This is a genomic window from Pseudomonas sp. YL2 (assembly GCF_023063025.1).
GTDB classification, from domain to species: domain Bacteria; phylum Pseudomonadota; class Gammaproteobacteria; order Pseudomonadales; family Pseudomonadaceae; genus Aquipseudomonas; species Aquipseudomonas putida_A.
Genome location: NZ_JAJSLU010000013.1, coordinates 89299 through 109414, shown reverse-complemented (window position 1 = coordinate 109414; position 20116 = coordinate 89299). Strand labels below are relative to the sequence as shown.

The following is a 20116-nucleotide window of genomic DNA, read 5'->3' as shown; positions in this document are numbered from 1 at the left end:
GGAATGCGGTCAACTGTAGGAGTGAGCCTGCTCGCGATGGGGCCAGTTGATTCGGCACAATTCCCGGCGATCTACACTTTACGGGTGACGGTTGCGCACTAAACCCGCAAAATGCAACGATTCCGGCAATTATCGATGACGGTGTCACCAGCACCGTCGCTAAAGCCATCGTTCCAATCAGACTGGGCCTGCTGACTCTATGCGAATGCGCCTTATGTTACTGGGCGGCGGAAATGCCCTTGGGCAGGCGCTGATTCGCCTCGGTGCGGAAGAAGACATCGGTTTCCTCGCCCCCCGCCCGCCAGAAGACGGCTGGGATGCCGCGAGCCTGACGCAACTGCTCGACGATACCCGTCCGGATGCGTTGATCAACCTCGCCTACTATTTCGACTGGTTCCAGGCCGAGACCGTCAGCGAAAGCCGTCTGGCCGGGCAGGAACGCGCCATCGAACGGCTGGCCGAGCTGTGCCAGCACCACAACATCATCCTCGTGCAGCCTTCCAGCTATCGGGTGTTCGACGGTTCGCGGGCGACCGCCTACAGCGAAAAAGACGAGCCGGTGCCGCTGGGCCTGCGCGGTCAGGCACTGTGGCGCATCGAGCAAAGTGTTCGCGCCACTTGCCCGCAACACGTGTTGCTGCGCTTCGGCTGGCTGCTCGATGACAGCCCTGAAGGCACCCTCGGGCGCTTCCTCGCCCGCGCCGAACAACCGGACGAATTGCTCATGGCCGATGACCGCCGGGGCAATCCGACTCCGGTCGATGACGCCGCACGGGTGATCATTTCGGTGCTCAAGCAACTCGATTGCGCAGCGCCGCTGTGGGGCACTTACCATTACGCCGGCCACGAAGCGACCACGCCGCTGGCGCTCGGTCAGGCGATTCTGACCGAGGCGCGCGGCCTGCATCAGTTGGCAATCGAAGCGCCGACCGCTCAGGCCCATGCCGCGCGGCCGGACGCCGCCGAGGAACCGCAACACGCGGTACTCGCCTGCAAGAAAATTCTGCACACTTTCGGGATCAAGCCCCGCGCCTGGCGCGCCGCACTCCCGGCTTTACTGGATAGGTTTTATCGTCATGGCTGAAGGCCCTGTTTTAATCACCGGCGGCGCCGGTTTCATCGGCTCGCACCTGACGGATGCGTTGCTCGCCACCGGCCACTCGGTGCGGATTCTCGATGATCTGTCGACCGGCAAACGCAGCAACCTGCCGCTGGACAACCCGAAGGTCGAACTGATCGTCGGTGACGTCGCCGATGCCGCGCTGGTCGCGCAGGCCATGCAAGGCTGCAGCGCCGTCGCCCACCTGGCCGCGGTGGCTTCGGTGCAGGCGTCGGTGGACGACCCGGTGAAAACCCACCAGAGCAATTTCATTGGCACCCTGAATGTCTGCGAAGCCATGCGCCAGGCCGGGGTCAAGCGTGTGCTCTACGCGTCGAGCGCAGCGGTGTACGGCAACAACGGTGAAGGCGAGTCGATTGACGAAGAGACGCCAAAAGCCCCGCTGACGCCATATGCCTCGGACAAACTGGCCGGCGAGCACTACTTCGATTTCTACCGTCGTCAGCATGGTCTGGAGCCGGTGATCTTCCGCTTCTTCAACATCTTCGGCCCGCGCCAGGATCCCTCTTCGCCGTACTCCGGGGTCATCAGCATCTTCAGCGAGCGGGCACAGAAAGGCCTCCCGATCACGGTGTTCGGCGATGGCGAGCAGACCCGCGATTTCCTCTATGTCGAGGATCTGGTCGATGTGCTGGTGCAGGCAATCGACAAGCCTGAAGTGGAAGTGGGCGCGATGAACGTCGGCTGGAATCAGGCGATGAACCTCAAGCAGATGCTGCAAGCGCTGCAGGAAGTGGTCGGCGAGTTGCCCCCGGTCAGCTACGGCCCGGCGCGCTCCGGCGACATCCGTCACTCGCGGGCGAATAACGCGCGTTTGCTGCAACGCTTCAAGCTGCCAGAGCCGACGCCGATGCGTGTGGGGCTGGCGCGGTTGCTCGGCAGGTAGGTTTATCGCAGACATGAAAAAGGCGCCTTTTTACAGGCGCCTTTTTCACGGCCGGAATTTGTCGCTAATCCTGTGGCGAGGGGATTTATCCCCGATCGATCACGAAGTGATCGTCGTCAGTTCTAAGCCTGCTCACCCAAAGCCTCATTCACCACCACGTGAACGTTCCTGGTTGAATCTGCCTTAGAACTTGTAGCCCAGACCCACCATGTACACAAACGGATCGACATCGACATTCACCTTGGCACGGGTGCCCGGCGCCACGGCGTTGTTCTCGACGGTGGCTCGAGTATCGATGTCGATGTAGCGCACCTGGGCGTTGAGCATGATGTTGTCGGTCAGCATGTAGTCGGCGCCGACCTGCCAGGCCAGGCCCCAGGAGTTTTTCGCCTTGAAGTTGCTGAAGCCGTTGGACTGGGCTTCGCTGCCGACGTGCTCGTCGTAGATCCAGGTGTAGTTGATGCCGCCACCGATGTACGGCTGGAATGGCGATTTCGCATCCAGCGGGTAGTACACGACGCTGAGGGTGGGCGGCAGGTGTTTCAGGGTGCCGAGTTTGCCGTTGGCAGCTGGCAGCGCGGTGCCTTTGATTTTAACGTCATGCTCGAACGGCGAGGCCGCCAGCAACTCGATCCCGATGTTGTTGGTCAGCATGTAAGCGAAGTTCAGACCCAGTTGGGTGTCGCTGCTCATGGTCGCCTTGCCGCCCAGGTTGGTGCCGCTCAACGGACCCTGATCGACCTTGACATTGGAGCTGTCGGCCTTCGGGTTGACGGTGATCGCACCGGCGCGAACGATGATGTCACCGGCTTCGTGGGCGTGGGCGAGCGGGGCTGCGAGCGCGAGGGCAAACAGCGAGGCGCTGAGCAAGGACTTGTTCATGGGGGCTCCAAAAGGACGTTAAAAGTTTCTGATGTCCTATGGTATGAAGCCAACTGATACGGTCTTTTGACTCAGCTCAATGAAACAGTGATGCCGCGGTTTTTTGTGGAACCTTGGCGGGCACCTGTGGGAGCGGGCTTGCTCGCGAAGAGGACGGATCAAACAATACAAAAACTACCGGGATTCACTCCGGCAGTTCATACACATAAATCTTGTCCGCCGCCATCTGATACCCGGCATCGGCCAGTTCGCTGGTGGACGCCTTGACCTGCAACGGTCCCTCGACCCAGTACGGCTGATACAGCTCGTCGAGCTTCACGCCCAGCTCGCTTTTCACATGCACGATCTGGTTAGACGGCGGTGGCGGCACGTGGATGCAAGCGCCGAAATACGGCACCAGCAGGAAATCGGTGGTGCGGCCCTCTTCGTTGACTTCCAGCGGCACGATGTAACCCGGCAGGCGGATGTTCTGCCCGTCGAGACTCTGCACCACCGGCGCGTTGGGCATGTCCTGCTTGGCGGCTGGCGCCGACTCGGCCGAGAGCGCATCACTCATCTTCGACATGTCGTGCAACGGCGTCATGTTCGGCACTTCCGGCGCGGCGTCCGGCGGGATCATCTCCGACCAGGTCAGGTCTTTCGGCGCCGCTGCCGACACAGGCAGGGCGACCAGCAACAGCAGCGCAAGCACGGCGCGGGGCATGGTGAACATCCTCATAAACGGATCGACAGGCCATCGGCCAGGGATTGGCGATACGCGCGCCAGGCCGGCACGCTGCCCATCAGCAGCGCGGCCGCCAGAATGCCACCGAGCAGCGTCCATTCATACTCGCTCGGCCACGCCAGTGGCAGATACAAACCGTAATTGGCCTGCACATAACCCTGCGCGGCGGCGATGCCGATGTACAGCAAGGCCAGTCCGGCGATTACGCCGGTCAGCGCCAGGGCAAAGGCTTCCAGCACCAGCAGGCTTGCGATGTGCCAGGGCCGGGCACCGACCGAACGCAGAATCGCCATCTCGCGGCGACGCTCGTTGAGGCTGGTGAGAATCGCCGTGAGCATGCCGATCAACCCGGTCAGCACCACGAACAGCGAGACCACGAACAAGGCTTTTTCCGCAGTACTCATCAGGCTCCACAACTCCTGCAAGGCCACGCCCGGCAGGATCGCCAGCATCGGCTCACCACGGAATTCGTTGATCTCGCGTTGCAGGGCAAAGGTGGAAATCTTGCTGTTGAGGCCGAGCATGAACGCGGTGATCGCCTGTGGCGTCAGGTCCATGTTGCGTGCCTGATCTGCGGTGATCCGGCCGTTGCCCCGGGCCGGCACGCCGTTGTGCCAGTCGATGTGAATCGCCTCCATGCCGCCAAGGCTGATGTGCAACGTGCGATCTACCGGCGTGCCGGTGCGCTTGAGAATGCCGACCACGGTGAACGGTTTGTCGTCGTGTTTGACCAGACTGATAGCCGCCACACCATGGGCCAGCACCAGTTGGTCGCCGAGCTTGTAATGCAGCGCCTCGGCCACTTCGGCGCCGAGCACCACTTCGAACGGATCGGTGGCGAAGGCGCGGCCGTCGGCCAGTTCCAGGTGCTGCTGGCGGCCGTACTGGTAATGCTCGAAATACGCTTCAGTGGTGCCCATCACCCGGTAGCCGCGATGTGAATCGCCGAGGGACATCGGGATCGCCCACTTCACCTTCGGGTTGCTGGCGAAGTGTTCGAAGCTGTCCCAGCGGATGTTGTTGGTCGCGTTGCCGATGCGGAACACCGAATACAGCAGCAGGTTCACCGAACCTGAACGGGCGCCGACGATCAGGTCGGTGCCGCTGATGGTGCTGGCGAAACTGGCCTTGGCCTCAGTGCGCACGCGCTCGACAGCGAGCAACAGGCACACCGAAAGAGCAATGGCGAACGCGGTGAGCAGGGCGGTAAAGCGGCGGTTGGCCAGACTGGCCATGGCCAGACGAAACAGATACATCTCAGACCTCGGCAGACGTGGCGGCGCGATTGAGCTCGGCCAGGGACAGGTGACGGTCGAACAGCGGCGCAAGGCTTTGGTCGTGGCTGACGAACAACAGGCTCGATCCGGCTTCGCGGCATTCGGCGAACAGCAGGCGAATGAAGTTTTCCCGGGCGTCGTAATCCAGCGCCGAGGTCGGTTCGTCGGCGATCACCAGTTCCGGTTGGCCTATCAAGGCACGAGCGGCGGCGACCCGTTGCTGCTGACCGATCGACAGCGAATCGGCGCGACGACCGAGGATGCTTTCATCTTTCAGGCCCAAGTGGGCGAGCAGGGTGGCGGCGGCCTGATCGACGCTGCCGTGACGCTGTTTCGCCCGTTCGGCACGCAGTTTGGAGAAGTGACACGGCAACTCGACGTTCTCACGCACCGAGAGAAACGGCAGCAGGTTGAACTGCTGGAAGATGTAGCCGGTGTGATCGACGCGAAAGCGGTCGCGGGCGCCGGCACCGAGTTCGGTCAGCTCCTGGCCGAGCAGTCGAATGCTGCCGCGCCCGGGTTTCTGCACGCCACCGAGCAGGCCGAGCAGGGTGGTCTTGCCACTGCCGCTGGGGCCTTTGAGGAACAGTGTTTCGCCCGGTTCCAGGCGAAACGTCGGGATGTCCAGCAGCGGCGGGTGACCGGGCCAGTTGAAGCCCAGGTCGGACAGTTCGATGAGTGCTTGGGTCATGGCACCAATTTCATGGAGTGAACACATAACCCTGTGGGAGCGGGCTTGCTCGCGAACGCGGTGGATCAGCCAAATCTATGTTGACTGACACACCGCATTCGCGAGCAAGCCCGCTCTCACAGGGGATTTTCGGTGTGATCAGAAATTCAGGGACGCCGCCTTGGCGGTCACTTCCGTACCCTGCTGGCCGCTCGGGCCGATCAGTTGTACCTGAATTTTCTGAGTGGCCGGGAAGGTATTGAAGACGTTCGCCAGATCCAGCGTCTTCAAGGCACCTGGTGCAGCGCAACTGAATTGGTAGTGTGCGTGGATTTCGCTGTGATCGTGGTGATGCGCTTCACCACCCTTGGCATCTTCGTCGTGGTCATCATCGTCATGCTCGTCGGCAGCCGGTTTGTCGCCGAACAGCGGGCTTTCCAGTTCCTGGCTGGTGACCTTGCAACCGGCGGCGGCTGGCAGGCTGAACAGCGCCAGCGGGTTTTCCAGTTTGGTGCGTGCGGCCACGACTTTGGCTTTGTCGGTGTCGGTGGCGGCGGCGTGTTCGAAGCCCACCAGGTTCATCGCCGGGCTTTCCAGTTCCAGTTCCAGGGTCTGGCCGTCGAGTGCGGCGTTCAGTCGGCCGACGCCATGTTCGTGGGCGCCGAGGCTGCCGTGCTCATGGTCATGATCGTGCTCATCGGCGGCATGGGCGATGGCCAGCGGCAACAGGGCAAACGGCAAAGCGAGCAGCAGACGACGCATGGCGGTCTCCGGAAAGTAAAGTGAAGAGTTTGTTATGTAATCTTATAACGAAAGTTCGCAGAGTTTGCCCGTGCGCTTGGCGTTGCACAAGTCCCGTGGGAGCATGCAGGTCAGAAATGTGCAGGAGCGAAGCAGATGTTGCGGATACGCGGAACCGTCGGCGCGACGCCGGTGGATTTGACGGTGGAGCTGGATGACAGCGATTGGGTGAAGCTCGGCGCAGCCCTTGGCGCGCAGCCGCAGGGCGATCAGCCTGAAGCGGCATTGAGCACGCCGGCAGTGAAGCCACTGAACCAGGACGATGCGTTGTGGCAGGTCGCGCAGGATCTGTTGCGCAAGGCCGGGCAACTCAGCGGGCCAGATCTTCTGGAGCAGCTTGAGGGATTGACCGGCAGCGCGGCCGCAGGCAAACGCCTGCTGGTGCGCTTGCGCCACAGTTCACAGGTGAAAGTGGCGAGCGGCGGCGATACGCCGCTCTACAGCTGGGTCGAGTGAGCGGTTAGTACAGTGCAGCGAAGACCTTGCGCCGGTAAGCGGTCACCAGCGGATGATCGTTGCCCAGCAGTTCGAACACCTGCAGCAACGTCTTGTGCGGCAACCCTTCGCCGTAGCTACGGTTACGGATGAACAGCTTGAGCAACGCCTCCAGCGCCGCTTCGTATTGCTGACGCGCCAGTTGCTGGATCGCCAGTTGATACACCGCTTCGTCGTCTTGCGGATCTTTGGCCAGACGCGCCTTGAGGTCGGCAGCATCCGGCAGATCACGGGCAAGTCCCAGAAATTTGATCTGCGCCTTGGCCCCGGCCAGTGCAGCCTTGTGCTCATCGCTCTTGACCGCGTCGAGCACGGTTTGCGCTTCGTCCAGTTCGCCGCGCTCGGTCAGGCAGCGGGCGTAGAGGATCAGCGCCTTGGCGTTGCTGTTGTCTTCGGTGAGCATGACCACCAGCGCCGCTTCCGCGTCAGCGAAACGCCCTTCATCGAACAGCGCCTGCGCCTGTTCGAACGGATCGGCGGCGGCCGGCGGCGGCATTTGCACATGCGGCTCAAGCAACGCGCGCACTGCGGATTCCGGTTGCGCACCGGCAAAACCGTCCACCGGTTGACCGTCCTTGAACAGCACCACGGTTGGCAGGCTGCGGATGCCGAAGCGGGCGACGATGTCCTGTTCGATGTCGCAGTTGACCTTGGCCAGCAGCAGTTCGCCCTGATAGCTCTCGGCAATGCCTTGCAGCATCGGCATCAGCGCCTTGCACGGCGCACACCATTCGGCCCAGAAATCCACCAGCACCGGCTTGTTGAAGGAAGCTTCGATCACCGACTGGTCGAAATCGGCAGTCGTGGCGTCGAAGATGTACGGCGTTTGCTGACTCATGGGGGATCTCGTAAAAGCGTGGATGGGGCAACTATACGGCTTGGCGGGGTGTGGCCGGAAGCGGTCAGTCTTTGAGAGGTGTGTTGCCTGCCAGAATGCTTTCGCGAGCAGGCTCGCTCCCACATTTGGAATGCGTTACCCCTGTGGGAGCGAGCCTGCTCGCGAAGCTTTTAGTCACGCCGCGCATGGTAAAGACTGACATGTCTGAACTCTTCCGGCTCCGCCAGATCCGGCAAGGTCATCGCCTCAAGCATTTCGATTCGCTCATACAACGGATGGCGAAAATCCCGGACCCGTGAATCCGCCACCAGCGCCTCGCGGCCACGGCTGAGAAACGCATCGAGCAGCGGCAGGTTCTCGCGGTCGTAGAGCACATCCGCCACCAGGATCAGATCGAAGCGATCTGCCTCGGCAAAGAAGTCCGTCGAATAACTCATCTGCACATCATTGAGTTCAGCGTTGGCCCGGCACGCGGCAATTGCCAGCGGATCAAGATCACAGGCAACCACCTCCAACGCCCCGGCCTTCACCGCAGCAATCGCGGCGATCCCGGAACCGGCGCCGAAATCCAGCACCCGCTTGCCGCGCACCCATTCCGGGAACTCGGCCAGATAGCGCGCCACCGCCAGACCGCTGGCCCAGCAGAAGCTCCAATAGGGCGGTTCGTGGAGAATGCGCTGGGTTTCATCCGGGCTGAACTCGCGGTGCATGTTGTCACCGTCGATCAGCCACAGCTGCAGATCGGTATCCGGTAATGCGCAGGCCTTGAGCCGCGCATCACCGAGCAATTCACCCAGCGCCTGTTGCAGGTCGAGCGGTACGGTCATGGTGCTTTGACAAATTGCAGCTGGCCAAGCGCCTGAGTGGTCGGCTGGGTGATGGTTTGCGACGGCAGGTGCAGGATCAACTGACCCGACTGCGTGGCTCGCCCGCGCAGCTCAACCCGTGCGCCGGCCGGGAAGGCTTCCGGATTGAAACGCAGGCGAAACGGCAGGATCTGGTTGTTGCCGATCAGGCTGGAACTGGCGAGCAGTTGTTGCGGGCGCGACTTTTCATCGATCACCAGCAGCGCCAGTTCGACTTCGGCCCCGGCCGGCACGCCTTGCAGGGTGCCGCTCAGTTCCCGTTGATAGGCCGGCAGCGGACCAAGATCAGCGGCCTCGCGGGCTTTTTTCTGCGCCTGTTGTGGTGCAGGTCCCGGTGTTGGCGGTTGCGGCTTGGGCTTGTCGCTGCCGCAAGCCACCAGCAGGGCGAAAAGACTGAGCAAAACGAGCGGTCGTAGCGACATTGGCAGCTCCAGAAAATGAAATCCGTGGATCAAACGATCATGGCAGTCTGTATACCGCAAACCCTATGGCTTGTCTTGCCACCGGGATGCGCTACCATGGCCCTCCCTTTTTTTGTTGCCAGCCACCATGCACTGTCCCTTCTGCGGTGCCAACGACACCAAGGTCATCGACTCGCGTCTGGTCGCCGAGGGCGAACAGGTGCGCCGCCGGCGTGAATGCCTGGCCTGCGGCGAACGTTTCACGACATTCGAGACGGCCGAACTGGTGTTGCCGCGCCTGATCAAAACCGACGGCAGCCGCCAACCGTTCGACGAAGAAAAACTCCGCGCCGGCATGCAACGCGCGCTGGAGAAACGTCCGGTGAGCGTCGAGCGCCTCGAATCCTCTCTGGTTCACATCAAGCACAAGCTGCGCGCCACCGGCGAGCGCGAGGTCAAATCCCTCGTGGTCGGCGAACTGGTGATGGCCGAGCTGCAAAAGCTCGATGAAGTGGCCTACATCCGTTTCGCTTCGGTATACCGGCGCTTCCAGGACCTTAACGAGTTCCGTGAAGAGATCGACCGCCTCGCCCGCGAACCGGTGAAAGAATGACCCGCGCCGCCGAGCAGGCGATCCTCGACGCCCACTTCATGGCGCGCGCGCTGGAACTGGCGCGCAAGGGCCACTACACCACCCATCCCAATCCACGGGTTGGCTGCGTGATCGTGCGTGACGGGCAGATTGTCGGCGAAGGCTTTCACGAGCGCGCCGGCGAACCCCACGCCGAGGTCCACGCCCTGCGCGCTGCCGGTGAACTGGCCCGGGGCGCCACGGCTTACGTGACCCTTGAGCCGTGCAGCCACCATGGCCGCACACCGCCGTGCGCCGATGCGTTGGTGACTGCCGGGGTTGCTCGGGTGGTCGCCGCGATGCGCGATCCGAACCCACAGGTCGCCGGGCGTGGCTTGCAGCGTCTGAGCGATGCCGGGATCGCTACCGAAAGCGGCGTGCTGGAAGTCGAGGCGCGCCAGCTCAATCAAGGTTTCCTGAAGCGCATGGAACATGGCTTGCCGTTCGTGCGGGTCAAGTTGGCGATGAGTCTCGACGGGCGCACGGCGATGGAAAGTGGCGAGAGTCAGTGGATCACCGGCCCGGCCGCGCGTTCCGCCGTGCAGCGTTTGCGCGCGCAGGCGGCCGTGGTGTTGACCGGCGCCGACACCGTACTGGCCGACGGCGCGCGCCTGACCGTGCGCGCCGACGAACTGGGTCTGGATGCTGAACAAACCGCACGGGCCATGAGCCGTCCGCCGCTGCGGGTGCTGATCGACGGGCGCCTGCGGGTGCCGTTGGATGCGCCGTTCTTCAAGGCCGGCCCGGCGCTGGTCGCCACCTGCATGGCGGTCGAAGAGCAATACGCCAATGGCCCGGAGTGCCTGATCGTGCCGGGTGATGACGGTCAGGTCGATCTGCATCAACTGCTCATCGAGCTGGCCAACCGTGGCGTCAACGAAGTGCTGGTCGAGGCGGGGCCGCGACTGGCCGGCGCATTTGCCCAGCTCGGTCTGGTCGACGAGTTCGTGATCTTCATCGCCGGCAAGTTTCTCGGCTCCTCGGCGCGGCCGCTGCTGGACTGGCCGCTGGCCTATATGAAGGACGCTCCCGAGCTGAAAATCACTGAAATCCGCGCGGTTGGCGATGACTGGCGAGTCACTGCGACGCCAGTCGTTTCGGCGAGCGTATAATTCCCGGCCATCGCCTTAGCGCTGGCTTCGTTCTCAAGGAGAACCCCATGTTTACCGGCATCATCGAATCCATCGGCAGTATCCGTGCACTGACCCCCAAGGGCGGTGATGTGCGGGTGCATGTCGAAACCGGCAAGCTCGACCTGAGCGACGTCAAACTCGGCGACAGCATCGCGGTCAACGGCGTGTGCCTGACGGCGGTTGAACTGCCGGGCAACGGTTTTGCCGCCGACGTCAGCCGCGAAACCCTCGACTGCACCGCCATGAATGACCTGAAAAGCGGCAGCCCGGTCAATCTGGAAAAAGCCCTGACCCCGACCACCCGTCTCGGCGGGCATCTGGTCAGCGGTCACGTCGACGGTGTCGGCGAAGTGGTGTCGCGCAGCGACAACGCTCGTGCGGTGGAATTTCGCATTCGCGCGCCGAAAGAACTGGCCAAGTACATCGCCCATAAAGGCTCGATCACCGTCGACGGCACCAGCCTCACCGTGAACGCGGTCGATGGCGCCGAATTCCTGCTGACGATCATTCCGCACACCTTGAGCGAAACCATCATGGCTTCCTACAAGCCGGGCCGCCGGGTGAACCTGGAAGTCGATTTGCTGGCGCGTTATCTGGAGCGTTTGCTCCTCGGCGACAAGGCTGCTGAGCCAAGCGCTGGCGGTATTACTGAAAGCTTTCTGGCCGCCAACGGCTATCTCAAATCCTGACTGAAGGGGGTGCCTTGTGGCGCTCAATAGCATCGAAGAACTGGTTGAAGACATCCGCCAAGGCAAGATGGTCATCCTCATGGATGACGAAGACCGCGAGAACGAAGGCGACCTGATCATGGCCGCCGAATGCTGCAAGGCCGAGCACATCAACTTCATGGCCAAGCACGCCCGTGGCCTGATCTGCATGCCGATGAGCCGCGAGCGTTGCGAGCTGTTGAAGCTGCCACTGATGGCGCCACGCAACGGTTCCGGTTTCGGCACCAAGTTCACCGTATCGATCGAAGCCGCCGAAGGCGTCACCACCGGTATCTCCGCCGCCGACCGTGCGCGCACCGTGCAAGCGGCGGCGGCAAAAGACGCCAAGGCTGAAGACATCGTCAGCCCGGGCCACATCTTCCCTCTGATGGCCCAGGCCGGCGGCACCCTGGCGCGCGCTGGTCATACTGAAGCCGCCTGCGACCTGGCGCGTATGGCCGGTTTCGAGCCAAGCGGCGTGATCTGCGAAGTGATGAACGACGACGGCACCATGTCCCGTCGCGCTGAGCTGGAAGCGTTCGCCGCCGAACACAACATCAAGATCGGCACCATCGCCGACCTGATTCACTACCGGATGATCCACGAACGTACCGTTCAGCGGATTGCCGAGCAGCCGCTGGACAGCGAACTGGGCCAATTCAACCTGGTGACCTATCGTGATTCGGTGGAAGGCGACGTGCACATGGCCCTGACCCTGGGCACCGTTTGCGCCGAGGAACCGACCCTGGTTCGCGTGCACAACATGGATCCGCTGCGCGACCTGCTGATGGTCAAGCAACCGGGCCGCTGGAGCCTGCGCGCCGCGATGGCTGCGGTGGCCGAGGCCGGCAGCGGTGTGGTGCTGTTGCTCGGTCACCCGCTGGACGGCGATGTACTGTTGGCGCACATCCGCGAAACCGGTGAGCAGGCGGCGGTGAAAAAACCGACCACCTACAGCATTGTCGGTGCCGGTTCGCAGATCCTGCGTGACCTCGGCGTACGCAAAATGCGCCTGATGTCTGCGCCAATGAAATTTAATGCGATATCCGGTTTCGATCTGGAAGTTGTAGAATACGTGCCCTCCGAATAATGACCCGGTTGTTTCCGGCATTGTTGACATGGATTCTTGTGGTGAGGGGATTCATCCCCGATGGGCTGCGCAGCGGCCCCAGTTTTGGGACTGCTACGCAGTCCATCGGGGATAAATCCCCTCGCCACAGGGGTGTAGTCGAACAGCAATGCGGTGTTTCCGGTCATGAATTTGTGGCTAATATCACTGAGGGATGCGTACGAAACGTGTCCCGGCTCTTTAAGAGATCTGACGAATGACCCTGAAGACCATCGAAGGTACCTTCATCGCCCCTAAAGGCCGCTACGCTCTGGTAGTGGGCCGTTTCAACAGCTTCGTGGTTGAAAGCCTGGTCAGCGGTGCAGTTGATGCCCTGGTTCGCCACGGCGTGAGCGAAAGCGACATCACCATCATCCGCGCGCCTGGCGCCTTCGAAATCCCGCTGGTTGCGCAGAAAGTCGCCCAGAAAGGCGAGTTCGCAGCCATCATCGCCCTCGGCGCGGTCATTCGTGGCGGCACTCCACACTTCGAATACGTGGCAGGCGAGTGCACCAAGGGTCTGGCCCAGGTGTCCATGGAGTTCGGCGTACCGGTCGCGTTCGGCGTCCTGACCGTTGATTCCATCGAGCAAGCCATCGAACGTTCCGGCACCAAGGCCGGCAACAAAGGTGCTGAAGCTGCCCTGTCCGCTCTGGAAATGGTCAGCCTGCTGGCGCAGTTGGAGGCCAAGTGATTAGCGACGATAGCGATCGTTTCAACCCGCGCGATCCGAAACCTGCGGATGCCGGCAAGCCATCGAAAAGCGTCAAGCGTCGCGAAGCCCGTCAGCTCGCGACTCAGGCCCTGTATCAGTGGCACATGGCCAAGGCTTCGCTGAACGAGATCGAAGCGCAGTTCCGCGTTGATAACGATTTCACCGATGTCGACGGCGCGTATTTCCGCGAAATCCTCCACGGGGTTCCGGCGAGCCGCACCGAAATCGACACCGCGCTCAAGCCGTGCCTGGACATCGAAATCGAAGAGCTGGACCCGGTTGAACTGGCTGTTCTGCGCCTGTCCACCTGGGAACTGCTCAAGCGCGTCGACGTGCCATACCGCGTGGTGATCAACGAAGGTATCGAGCTGGCGAAAGTCTTCGGTTCGACCGACGGCCACAAGTTCGTCAACGGCGTACTCGACAAGCTGGCTCCGCGCCTGCGTGAAGCTGAAGTGAAGGCGTTCAAGCGCTGATACGCGCTTGAGACCTCATGGGCGAGTTTGAGCTGATCCGCAATTTCTTCGCCGCCGCGCCTTGTGCGCAGGGCGGCGAGGGCGTTGCTCTGGGGATCGGCGACGACTGCGCCTTGCTCGCGGTTCCCCCCGGGGAACAGCTCGCGATTTCCACCGATACGCTGGTGGCCGGCGTGCATTTCGCCGATCCCTGCGATCCGTTTCTGCTCGGTCAGCGCTCGCTGGCCGTCGCGGTCAGCGATCTGGCCGCCATGGGCGCCACGCCCGTTGCCTTTACCCTTGCCCTGACTGTGCCGACGGTGACCGCCGATTGGCTGCAAGCCTATGCCCACGGTTTGAACCGCATGGCGCAGAGCTGCAGCATCGCGCTGGTCGGCGGCGACACCACGCGCGGGCCGTTGAGCCTGACGGTCACGGTGTTCGGTCGGGTGCCGGCCGGGCAGGCCTTGACCCGCAGCGGCGCACAACCGGGCGATCTGCTCTGCGTCGGCGGCGAGCTGGGCAATGCCGCCGGTGCCTTGCCGCTGGTGCTTGGCCAGCGTGAAGCCGCAACGGATATCGCCCAGCGGTTGCTCGATCATTACTGGTCGCCCCAGCCGCAACTGGCTCTTGGTCAGGCGCTGCGTGGCAAGGCCACTGCGGCTCTCGACATCTCCGACGGCCTGCTCGCCGACTGTGGGCATATCGCCCTGGCCTCGCAGGTTCGCCTCGAAGTTGAACGTGAACGCGTACCGTTGTCCGATGCTTTAGTGGCTTTTCTCGGTCAGCGCGGTGCCGAACGGGCGGCGTTGAGCGGCGGCGATGACTATGTGCTGGCCTTCACGCTACCGTCCGTCGAGTTGCCGGCACTGCTGGCCGATGGCTGGCCGATCCATGTGATCGGGCGTGTGGCGCAGGGCCAGGGTGTGGTCCTGCTGGATCGCGAAGGACACGACATCACCCCGCAAATCCGGGGTTATCAACATTTTCAGGAGACACCGTGACAGATCACCCGAAACAGGTTCCGGCCGAATTCGTTCCGCCGTCGGTCTGGCGCAATCCCTGGCATTTCCTCGCGTTCGGCTTTGGCTCCGGCACCTTGCCGAAAGCGCCGGGCACGTGGGGTTCGTTAGTTGCGCTACCCTTTATCCCGTTGTGGCAGATGTTGCCCGACTGGGGTTACTGGCTGATGCTCGGAATCACCATGCTGTTCGGCTTCTGGCTGTGCGGCAAGGTCGCCGACGATCTGCGGGTCCACGACCATGAAGGCATCGTCTGGGACGAAATGGTCGGGATGTGGATCACCCTGTGGCTGGTGCCGGAGGGCTGGTACTGGTTGCTCGCGGGGTTCCTGGTGTTCCGCTTTTTCGACATTCTCAAGCCATGGCCGATCCGCTGGATCGACCGGCATGTTCATGGCGGCGTCGGCATCATGCTCGACGACGTGTTGGCCGGCGTATTCGCCTGGCTGGCAATGCAGGGACTGGTGTGGATTTTCGCCTGATCCGGATCGTCAGGGTTAAGTGAGGAAACTAGGGATGGCTCGACGCTGGTTGGCGCTTGTGATGTTTACCTTGCTGGGCACTGTCGCCAGTGCGCAGGAAGCTGCGCCGACGCCCGCGGTCATCCATCTGGCCAGCGAAGACTGGGAAGACTACACCGCCGCCGACGGTCATGGCCTGGGCTGGGACGTGCTGCGCAAGGTGTTCGAACCGGCCGGGGTGAAACTCGACATTCGCAGCGAACCATACACTCGTTCAGTTGGGCTGGCCCAGCGTGGCGAGGTCGATGCTTGTGTCGGTTCTTATCATGAAGAATTCAGCGACCTGCTCTATCCGCGCTGGAATTTCGACACCGACCACATCTACGCCCTGGGCCTGGCAAGTAATCCAGCACCGACCCCGGAAACCCTCGGTCAATATCGGCTGGCCTGGGTTCGTGGTTACGACTATCAGAATTATCTGCCCGGCGTGCGCAACTTCAACGAGGTCGTGCGACGTACCGGGATCCTCTCGATGCTCACCCACAACCGCGCCGACTATTACATCGATGCTTTGACCGAAATCGATTACGTGCTTGGCCGGGCCAGGGAACCGACGCAGTTTCGCAAGACGCATATCGCCGAACTGCCGCTGTACCTGTGCTTCGCCAACACACCGCAATCGCGCATGTTGATGGCAGTGTTCGACCGGCGCATGGAGCAGTTGGTCAAGAGCGGCGAGCTGAAGCCGATTTTCGAGCAGTGGAGGCAGCCGTATCCGTTCGAGCCGAACTGACAGGGCCGTCCCCCCTGTGGGAGCGGGCTTGCTCGCGAATGCGGTGTGTCAGCCAGCCTATTGATCGACTGACACGACGCTTTCGCGAGCAAGCCCGCTCCCACAGGGTTCTGCACTGCCCGGGTGTTATCAAACTTTTTGATCGTTATGCCCGATAATTCAGCCTAAGCGTCTGCAGGAACCTGCTGTTACAATGCCGGCCTGCGAATTTTCAGAATTTTTAGATCAGGAGCACACCGGTGCCTGTCGTTTTTGTCGCCGCTTCCAAGCTGCCAACGCCTTTTGCGCAATTCACCATGCACGGTTTTCTCGATGAGGCTACCGGCCGCGAGCACGTTGTGCTGAGCCTGGGTGATTTCGCCGACGGTGCCCCGGTTCTCGGCCGGTTGCACTCCGAGTGCCTGACCGGTGATGCGCTGTTCAGCCAGCGCTGCGACTGCGGCTCGCAACTCGAAGCGGCGCTCAAGGCCATCGCCCGTGAAGGCCGTGGCGTGCTGCTGTACCTGCGTCAGGAAGGTCGCGGCATCGGTCTGCTGAACAAGATCCGCGCCTACGAGTTGCAGGACGGCGGCGCTGACACTGTTGAAGCCAACGAGCGTCTGGGCTTTGCCGCCGATCAGCGTGACTACGCCATGTGCCTGCCGATGCTCGAGCATCTGGGCGTGAAGTCGCTGCGTCTGATGACCAACAACCCGCGCAAGGTCAAAGCCCTGACCGACATGGGCATCGTCGTCGCCGAGCGCGTGCCGCTGCACACCGGCCACAACCCGCACAACAAACTGTACCTGGCGACCAAGGCCAGCAAGCTCGACCACATGATGGGCAACGAGCATCAGGGCGAGGTCGACCGCGCGTGACCCGCGGTCAGGTGCGACGCCGCCTGGCGGTCGACTGGTGGAAATACCTGGCGCTGGCGCTGCTGCCGCTGTTTGTCCTCAATGGCCTGTTCGGCCAGGGCGAAGGCATTCTGCCGGTGCTGGCCATGCCGTTGTTCATTGCCGGCGTGGCCTCGATGTTTGTCAGTCTGAAGTTTTTCGGCCGCTACAAGCACGCGCTGATCGCCACGCAAAAAGCCCTTGATACCCCCGACGAACCGGCGGCCTGGATTGCCTTGGCGGCCCAGCGTCGCAGTGCATTCCTCGCGGCCGCATTGCCGGCATGGATCGGTGCGCTGGCGGTGTTCGTCGGCCTCGAAGCCGTACCGCTGATGCTGCTGGCGTTGTCCACGGCGGTGCTGTTCTACCTCTATCGCATCCCGCGTCAACTCGGCTGATGCGTCGTCTGTGGCTGGCGGTTCTGCTGCTGGCCTGCGCCGGCCCGGTGCTGGCGAGTCTGCGAGTGGTCAGTCTCGCGCCTTCTTTGTCGGAAATCGTTGTCGAGCTGGGCTCGGCTGATCTGCTGGTTGGCGTGCTCGATGCCGGCGAGCGTCCGGCGGCGCTCAAGGATGTACCGTCAGTGGGGCGCTACGGTCAGCTGGACATGGAGCGTCTGCTCAGTTTGAAGCCCGATTTGTTGCTGTTGTGGCCCGGCAGTGTCGGCCCGGCACAACGCGATCAGCTCAAACGCCTGAACATTCCGACCTACGTCGCCGAGCCGCACAATCTCGAACAGCTGTCTGCGCAGATCGAGACGATTGCCGCGCAACTGGGGCGACCTGAACGTGGGACGAAACTGGCGGCGGACCTGCGCCAGAAGCTCGATGACCTGCGCCAACGCTATCGCCGGGACACGCCGCTGACAGTGTTTTATCAAGTCTGGGACAAGCCGCTGTACACCGTTGGTGGCGGACAGATCATCAGCGATGCGCTCGAAGTCTGTGGCGCACGCAATGTGTTTGCCGATCTGAGTTTGCCGGCGCCGCAGGTGAGTATCGAGGCGGTGCTGCAGCGCAATCCGGAGGTGATTTTGGCCGGTGATCAGGCCCAGCTCGATGCGTGGAAGGCCTGGCCGCAGGTGAGTGCGGTGGCACATGGTCAGTTGCTGCTGGTCAGCGACAAAGGCCTTGAGCGCCCAAGCGGCCAAATGATCGAAGCCACCGCCAAACTCTGCCAATTGATCGCGCCTGAGCGCTGAGACCGAGGTGAATTCTTCGCGAGCAAGCCCGCTCCCACAGTTGGAATGCGTTCCCCCTGTGGGAGCGGGCTTGCTCGCGAAGAGGCCAGTCGAAGCAGCGAAAATTCTGGATCAGAGCTCCGGTGTCCAGGTGACCCCAAACATCCACGCCCGACCTTCCTCGCGATAGCCATACTGGCTGCCGTCATAGCTGTACAGCGCACGGCTGTAGCCTTTGTCCAACAGGTTATCGACCTTCAAATCCAGTTTGATCTCGCGATTCAGCGCCCAACTGCTGCGCAAACCGATCAAGCCGTAGCCGCCCAGTGAGTGGGTGTTGTTCAGATCGTCGTAACTGCCGCTGACCAACTGCCAGCTCGCGCCCACGCCCAACTGGTCGAACTGGCGATCCAGATCCCAACTCATCGTGCGCCGCGCACGACGCGCCAACGTGTGCCCGCTATCACGATCACGCGGGTCGATAATCGCCACACCGAGATTGCTTTGCCAGCCGAACAGTTCCTGCTTCAACGCCGCTTCAAAGCCATTGATCCGCGCCGAGGCCACGTTCTCCGGGCGTGAGTTGCTGCCGAAGATGATCGCGTCTTGCAGGTCCGTGCGGTAAATCGACGTCTCCAGTCGGCTGCTATCGCTCAACTGACTGCGCCATTGCAGCTCGTAGCTTTTCGAGGTTTCCGGCTGCAGGTCAGGGTTGCTGAAGTCCGGGTAGTACAGGTCGTTGAAGGTCGGCGCGCGGAAGCCTTCGCTGTAGCTCAGCAGCAGATCGTTGTCCGGGTTCAGGGGCAGGGTGAAGGTGCCGCTCCAGGTGTTCTGGCTGCCGAATTGCTGGTTGTCGTCGTGACGCAGGCCCAGTTCGGTGGAGAAGCTGTCGGCCTGATAACGATGCTGGATGAACGCGGCGCGGTTCCAGCGGCTGTCTTCGTTGAATGCGGTGCTGCTGTTGACCCGGTCTTCGTACCAGTCGCCGCCGAGGATCAGGCTGTTGCGCGCATCCAGAGTCAGGTCGTTCTGCCAGTTCACCGAGTCGCGATAGGTGTTGAACACCGTGCGCTCGTCGCTGAGCTTGTCGAGGGTCTTCTCGCGGTTCTCGGTGTGACCGAATTCGACGCGGGTTTTCCAGATTTCGTTGACCCGGGCATCGACGTAACTGCTGACACTGCTGACGTTGAAGTCGCTGTAAGGCTGCTGTTGCACCGACTCGAAAGTAGTCGTATCGAAGCGGCCGAACGGGTTGTCGAACTCGCTTTTGCCACGGTTATCCAGCAGGTTGGCGCCGACTTCGATGTCATCGGTCAGTGCATGGCTGAGACTCAGGCTGACGGATTTATTGCGGTAGGCATCATGATCGCTGTCGCTGGGATAGGACTCGTGAGTGCGGTCGAGACCGGCGGTGTCATCGAGGCTGGCGCCCAAGTTGAAACGGGTCTTGTCATCGCCACCGGACAGGCCGAGGCTGCGTTCCCAGGTCTGGTTGCTGCCGAAGCCGACGTGCAAGCGCGGCTGCAGGCCTTGCTCGGTGCCGCGGCGGGTGAAGATCTGAATCACCCCGCCAATCGCATCGCTGCCGTAAATCACTGAGCGCGAACCGCGCAGCACTTCCACGCGTTCGATCTGGTCGATGTTCAGGTGCTGCAGATTGCTGTCGCCGGAGGTCGAACTGCCGATGCGCTGGCCATCGACCAGCACCAGACTCTGCGCCGACTGGGTGCCGCGAATGTAGATCCCCGGCAGACTGCCGCGCCCACCGGCCTGCGCCACCTGCACGCCCGGCACCCGTTGCAGCAGGTCGGTGACGCTGCCTGGTTGCAGGCGGTCGATGTCTTCGCGGGTGAACACGGTGTTGGCGGCGCTGCTGTCGTTGCGCGCTTCGACCTGGCGGTTGGCGCTGATCAGCGTATCCGGCAGCTTCAGCGCTTCGTCGCGTTCGAAGGTATCGGCTAGGGCGCTGGCGGCTGGCAGCAGGAGAAAGGGCAGGGCGAGGCGCGAGAGGTTCATGGACGTTCCACTGGTGTTTCAGGTGTACACAAATCAAATGTGGGAGCGGGCTTGCTCGCGAAG

General features: G+C 62.2%; 24 protein-coding genes. 15 read left to right on the top strand and 9 right to left on the bottom strand.

Going from position 1 to position 20116, the window contains the following annotated elements:
- Nucleotides 1-199 precede the first annotated feature (199 nt).
- Together LVD08_RS18950 and LVD08_RS18945 are read left to right on the top strand one after the other, a co-directional pair.
- The gene (locus tag LVD08_RS18950; RefSeq protein ID WP_247268923.1) at nt 200-1084 is read left to right on the top strand and encodes a sugar nucleotide-binding protein; all 885 of its coding nucleotides are present in this window, start codon (nt 200-202) and stop codon (nt 1082-1084) included.
- Nucleotides 1077-2006, top strand: coding sequence for an NAD-dependent epimerase/dehydratase family protein (locus tag LVD08_RS18945; protein ID WP_247268922.1), 930 nt, complete (start codon nt 1077-1079; stop codon nt 2004-2006). The genes LVD08_RS18950 and LVD08_RS18945 overlap by 8 nt, the downstream gene beginning before the upstream one ends.
- Before the next feature lie 183 nt (nt 2007-2189).
- Here LVD08_RS18945 and LVD08_RS18940 read toward each other — a convergent pair whose 3' ends face one another.
- From LVD08_RS18940 to LVD08_RS18920, 5 genes are all read right to left on the bottom strand, one after another.
- The gene (locus LVD08_RS18940; protein ID WP_027612943.1) at nt 2190-2888 is read right to left on the bottom strand and encodes an OmpW/AlkL family protein; all 699 of its coding nucleotides are present in this window, start codon (nt 2886-2888) and stop codon (nt 2190-2192) included.
- Between the two features lie 184 nt (nt 2889-3072).
- Nucleotides 3073-3591, bottom strand: coding sequence for a DUF3299 domain-containing protein (locus LVD08_RS18935; RefSeq protein WP_027612942.1), 519 nt, complete (start codon nt 3589-3591; stop codon nt 3073-3075).
- 11 nt (nt 3592-3602) lie between these two features.
- Nucleotides 3603-4868: an ABC transporter permease gene (locus LVD08_RS18930; protein ID WP_247268921.1), complete on the bottom strand. Its 1266-nt coding sequence runs from the start codon at nt 4866-4868 to the stop codon at nt 3603-3605.
- Between the two features lies 1 nt (nt 4869).
- Nucleotides 4870-5580 carry an ABC transporter ATP-binding protein gene (locus LVD08_RS18925; RefSeq protein ID WP_108183942.1) on the bottom strand — a complete coding sequence of 237 codons (711 nt, stop codon included), beginning with the start codon at nt 5578-5580 and terminating at the stop codon, nt 4870-4872.
- Nucleotides 5581-5718: 138 nt separating this feature from the next.
- Nucleotides 5719-6321 (bottom strand): DUF2796 domain-containing protein, encoded by a 603-nt coding sequence (locus LVD08_RS18920; RefSeq protein ID WP_247268920.1) that lies wholly within the window; start codon nt 6319-6321, stop codon nt 5719-5721.
- Nucleotides 6322-6456: 135 nt separating this feature from the next.
- On the opposite strand from LVD08_RS18920, the gene LVD08_RS18915 reads away from it, so the two are divergent.
- Entirely contained in the window at nt 6457-6816 is a 360-nt protein-coding gene (locus LVD08_RS18915) for a hypothetical protein (RefSeq protein ID WP_115988796.1), read from the top strand.
- A gap of 4 nt (nt 6817-6820) precedes the next feature.
- Here LVD08_RS18915 and trxA read toward each other — a convergent pair whose 3' ends face one another.
- The 3 genes from trxA to LVD08_RS18900 all read right to left on the bottom strand — a co-directional run bounded on the left by trxA (nt 6821) and on the right by LVD08_RS18900 (nt 8981).
- Nucleotides 6821-7693, bottom strand: coding sequence for a thioredoxin (gene trxA / locus LVD08_RS18910; protein ID WP_247268919.1), 873 nt, complete (start codon nt 7691-7693; stop codon nt 6821-6823).
- 170 nt (nt 7694-7863) lie between these two features.
- Entirely contained in the window at nt 7864-8520 is a 657-nt protein-coding gene (locus LVD08_RS18905) for a class I SAM-dependent methyltransferase (RefSeq protein ID WP_247268918.1), read from the bottom strand.
- Nucleotides 8517-8981, bottom strand: coding sequence for a YbaY family lipoprotein (locus LVD08_RS18900; RefSeq protein WP_027612936.1), 465 nt, complete (start codon nt 8979-8981; stop codon nt 8517-8519). The genes LVD08_RS18905 and LVD08_RS18900 overlap by 4 nt, the downstream gene beginning before the upstream one ends.
- Nucleotides 8982-9108: 127 nt before the next feature.
- Here LVD08_RS18900 and nrdR point away from each other — a divergent pair, with 127 nt between their 5' ends.
- The 12 genes from nrdR to LVD08_RS18840 all read left to right on the top strand — a co-directional run bounded on the left by nrdR (nt 9109) and on the right by LVD08_RS18840 (nt 18058).
- Complete coding sequence (nrdR, locus tag LVD08_RS18895; protein WP_003228656.1) at nt 9109-9573, top strand: transcriptional regulator NrdR; 465 nt, start codon at nt 9109-9111, stop codon at nt 9571-9573.
- On the top strand, nt 9570-10703 hold the full coding sequence (gene ribD / locus LVD08_RS18890; protein WP_183784251.1) for a bifunctional diaminohydroxyphosphoribosylaminopyrimidine deaminase/5-amino-6-(5-phosphoribosylamino)uracil reductase RibD: 1134 nt from the start codon (nt 9570-9572) through the stop codon (nt 10701-10703). Before nrdR ends, ribD begins: the two co-directional genes overlap by 4 nt.
- A gap of 47 nt (nt 10704-10750) precedes the next feature.
- Nucleotides 10751-11413, top strand: coding sequence for a riboflavin synthase (locus tag LVD08_RS18885; RefSeq protein WP_095139117.1), 663 nt, complete (start codon nt 10751-10753; stop codon nt 11411-11413).
- 16 nt (nt 11414-11429) lie between these two features.
- Nucleotides 11430-12521, top strand: a complete 1092-nt coding sequence (ribBA, locus tag LVD08_RS18880) for a bifunctional 3,4-dihydroxy-2-butanone-4-phosphate synthase/GTP cyclohydrolase II (protein ID WP_003228650.1) — start codon at nt 11430-11432, stop codon at nt 12519-12521.
- A 235-nt stretch (nt 12522-12756) separates the two neighbouring features.
- Entirely contained in the window at nt 12757-13233 is a 477-nt protein-coding gene (ribH, locus tag LVD08_RS18875; RefSeq protein WP_003228649.1) for a 6,7-dimethyl-8-ribityllumazine synthase, read from the top strand.
- Nucleotides 13230-13730, top strand: coding sequence for a transcription antitermination factor NusB (gene nusB, locus LVD08_RS18870; RefSeq protein WP_003228643.1), 501 nt, complete (start codon nt 13230-13232; stop codon nt 13728-13730). The genes ribH and nusB overlap by 4 nt, the downstream gene beginning before the upstream one ends.
- A gap of 17 nt (nt 13731-13747) precedes the next feature.
- Complete coding sequence (thiL, locus tag LVD08_RS18865; protein WP_247268917.1) at nt 13748-14713, top strand: thiamine-phosphate kinase; 966 nt, start codon at nt 13748-13750, stop codon at nt 14711-14713.
- A complete protein-coding gene (locus LVD08_RS18860) occupies nt 14710-15213 on the top strand; it encodes a phosphatidylglycerophosphatase A family protein (RefSeq protein ID WP_007910933.1) in 504 nt (167 codons plus the stop codon). The genes thiL and LVD08_RS18860 overlap by 4 nt, the downstream gene beginning before the upstream one ends.
- Before the next feature lie 34 nt (nt 15214-15247).
- A complete protein-coding gene (locus LVD08_RS18855) occupies nt 15248-15985 on the top strand; it encodes a substrate-binding periplasmic protein (RefSeq protein ID WP_247268916.1) in 738 nt (245 codons plus the stop codon).
- Between the two features lie 239 nt (nt 15986-16224).
- Complete coding sequence (ribA, locus tag LVD08_RS18850; RefSeq protein ID WP_027612931.1) at nt 16225-16842, top strand: GTP cyclohydrolase II; 618 nt, start codon at nt 16225-16227, stop codon at nt 16840-16842.
- Nucleotides 16839-17258 carry a hypothetical protein gene (locus tag LVD08_RS18845; RefSeq protein ID WP_027612930.1) on the top strand — a complete coding sequence of 140 codons (420 nt, stop codon included), beginning with the start codon at nt 16839-16841 and terminating at the stop codon, nt 17256-17258. Before ribA ends, LVD08_RS18845 begins: the two co-directional genes overlap by 4 nt.
- A complete protein-coding gene (locus LVD08_RS18840) occupies nt 17258-18058 on the top strand; it encodes a cobalamin-binding protein (protein ID WP_247268915.1) in 801 nt (266 codons plus the stop codon). The genes LVD08_RS18845 and LVD08_RS18840 overlap by 1 nt, the downstream gene beginning before the upstream one ends.
- Before the next feature lie 111 nt (nt 18059-18169).
- Here LVD08_RS18840 and LVD08_RS18835 read toward each other — a convergent pair whose 3' ends face one another.
- Nucleotides 18170-20053 carry a TonB-dependent receptor domain-containing protein gene (locus LVD08_RS18835; RefSeq protein WP_247268914.1) on the bottom strand — a complete coding sequence of 628 codons (1884 nt, stop codon included), beginning with the start codon at nt 20051-20053 and terminating at the stop codon, nt 18170-18172.
- Nucleotides 20054-20116 lie beyond the last annotated feature (63 nt).

Coding starts and splice junctions, on each gene's coding strand:
- LVD08_RS18925 (WP_108183942.1), bottom strand. CDS start 5,580: ATGACCCAAGCACTCATCGAACTGTCCGACCTGGGCTTCAACTGGCCC.
- LVD08_RS18835 (WP_247268914.1), bottom strand. CDS start 20,053: ATGAACCTCTCGCGCCTCGCCCTGCCCTTTCTCCTGCTGCCAGCCGCC.
- LVD08_RS18915 (WP_115988796.1), top strand. CDS start 6,457: ATGTTGCGGATACGCGGAACCGTCGGCGCGACGCCGGTGGATTTGACG.
- LVD08_RS18840 (WP_247268915.1), top strand. CDS start 17,258: ATGCGTCGTCTGTGGCTGGCGGTTCTGCTGCTGGCCTGCGCCGGCCCG.
- LVD08_RS18945 (WP_247268922.1), top strand. CDS start 1,077: ATGGCTGAAGGCCCTGTTTTAATCACCGGCGGCGCCGGTTTCATCGGC.
- LVD08_RS18885 (WP_095139117.1), top strand. CDS start 10,751: ATGTTTACCGGCATCATCGAATCCATCGGCAGTATCCGTGCACTGACC.
- thiL (WP_247268917.1), top strand. CDS start 13,748: ATGGGCGAGTTTGAGCTGATCCGCAATTTCTTCGCCGCCGCGCCTTGT.
- LVD08_RS18930 (WP_247268921.1), bottom strand. CDS start 4,868: ATGTATCTGTTTCGTCTGGCCATGGCCAGTCTGGCCAACCGCCGCTTT.
- trxA (WP_247268919.1), bottom strand. CDS start 7,693: ATGAGTCAGCAAACGCCGTACATCTTCGACGCCACGACTGCCGATTTC.
- LVD08_RS18935 (WP_027612942.1), bottom strand. CDS start 3,591: ATGCCCCGCGCCGTGCTTGCGCTGCTGTTGCTGGTCGCCCTGCCTGTG.
- ribH (WP_003228649.1), top strand. CDS start 12,757: ATGACCCTGAAGACCATCGAAGGTACCTTCATCGCCCCTAAAGGCCGC.
- LVD08_RS18950 (WP_247268923.1), top strand. CDS start 200: ATGCGAATGCGCCTTATGTTACTGGGCGGCGGAAATGCCCTTGGGCAG.
- LVD08_RS18920 (WP_247268920.1), bottom strand. CDS start 6,321: ATGCGTCGTCTGCTGCTCGCTTTGCCGTTTGCCCTGTTGCCGCTGGCC.
- LVD08_RS18855 (WP_247268916.1), top strand. CDS start 15,248: ATGGCTCGACGCTGGTTGGCGCTTGTGATGTTTACCTTGCTGGGCACT.
- LVD08_RS18900 (WP_027612936.1), bottom strand. CDS start 8,981: ATGTCGCTACGACCGCTCGTTTTGCTCAGTCTTTTCGCCCTGCTGGTG.
- LVD08_RS18940 (WP_027612943.1), bottom strand. CDS start 2,888: ATGAACAAGTCCTTGCTCAGCGCCTCGCTGTTTGCCCTCGCGCTCGCA.
- LVD08_RS18905 (WP_247268918.1), bottom strand. CDS start 8,520: ATGACCGTACCGCTCGACCTGCAACAGGCGCTGGGTGAATTGCTCGGT.
- ribD (WP_183784251.1), top strand. CDS start 9,570: ATGACCCGCGCCGCCGAGCAGGCGATCCTCGACGCCCACTTCATGGCG.
- nrdR (WP_003228656.1), top strand. CDS start 9,109: ATGCACTGTCCCTTCTGCGGTGCCAACGACACCAAGGTCATCGACTCG.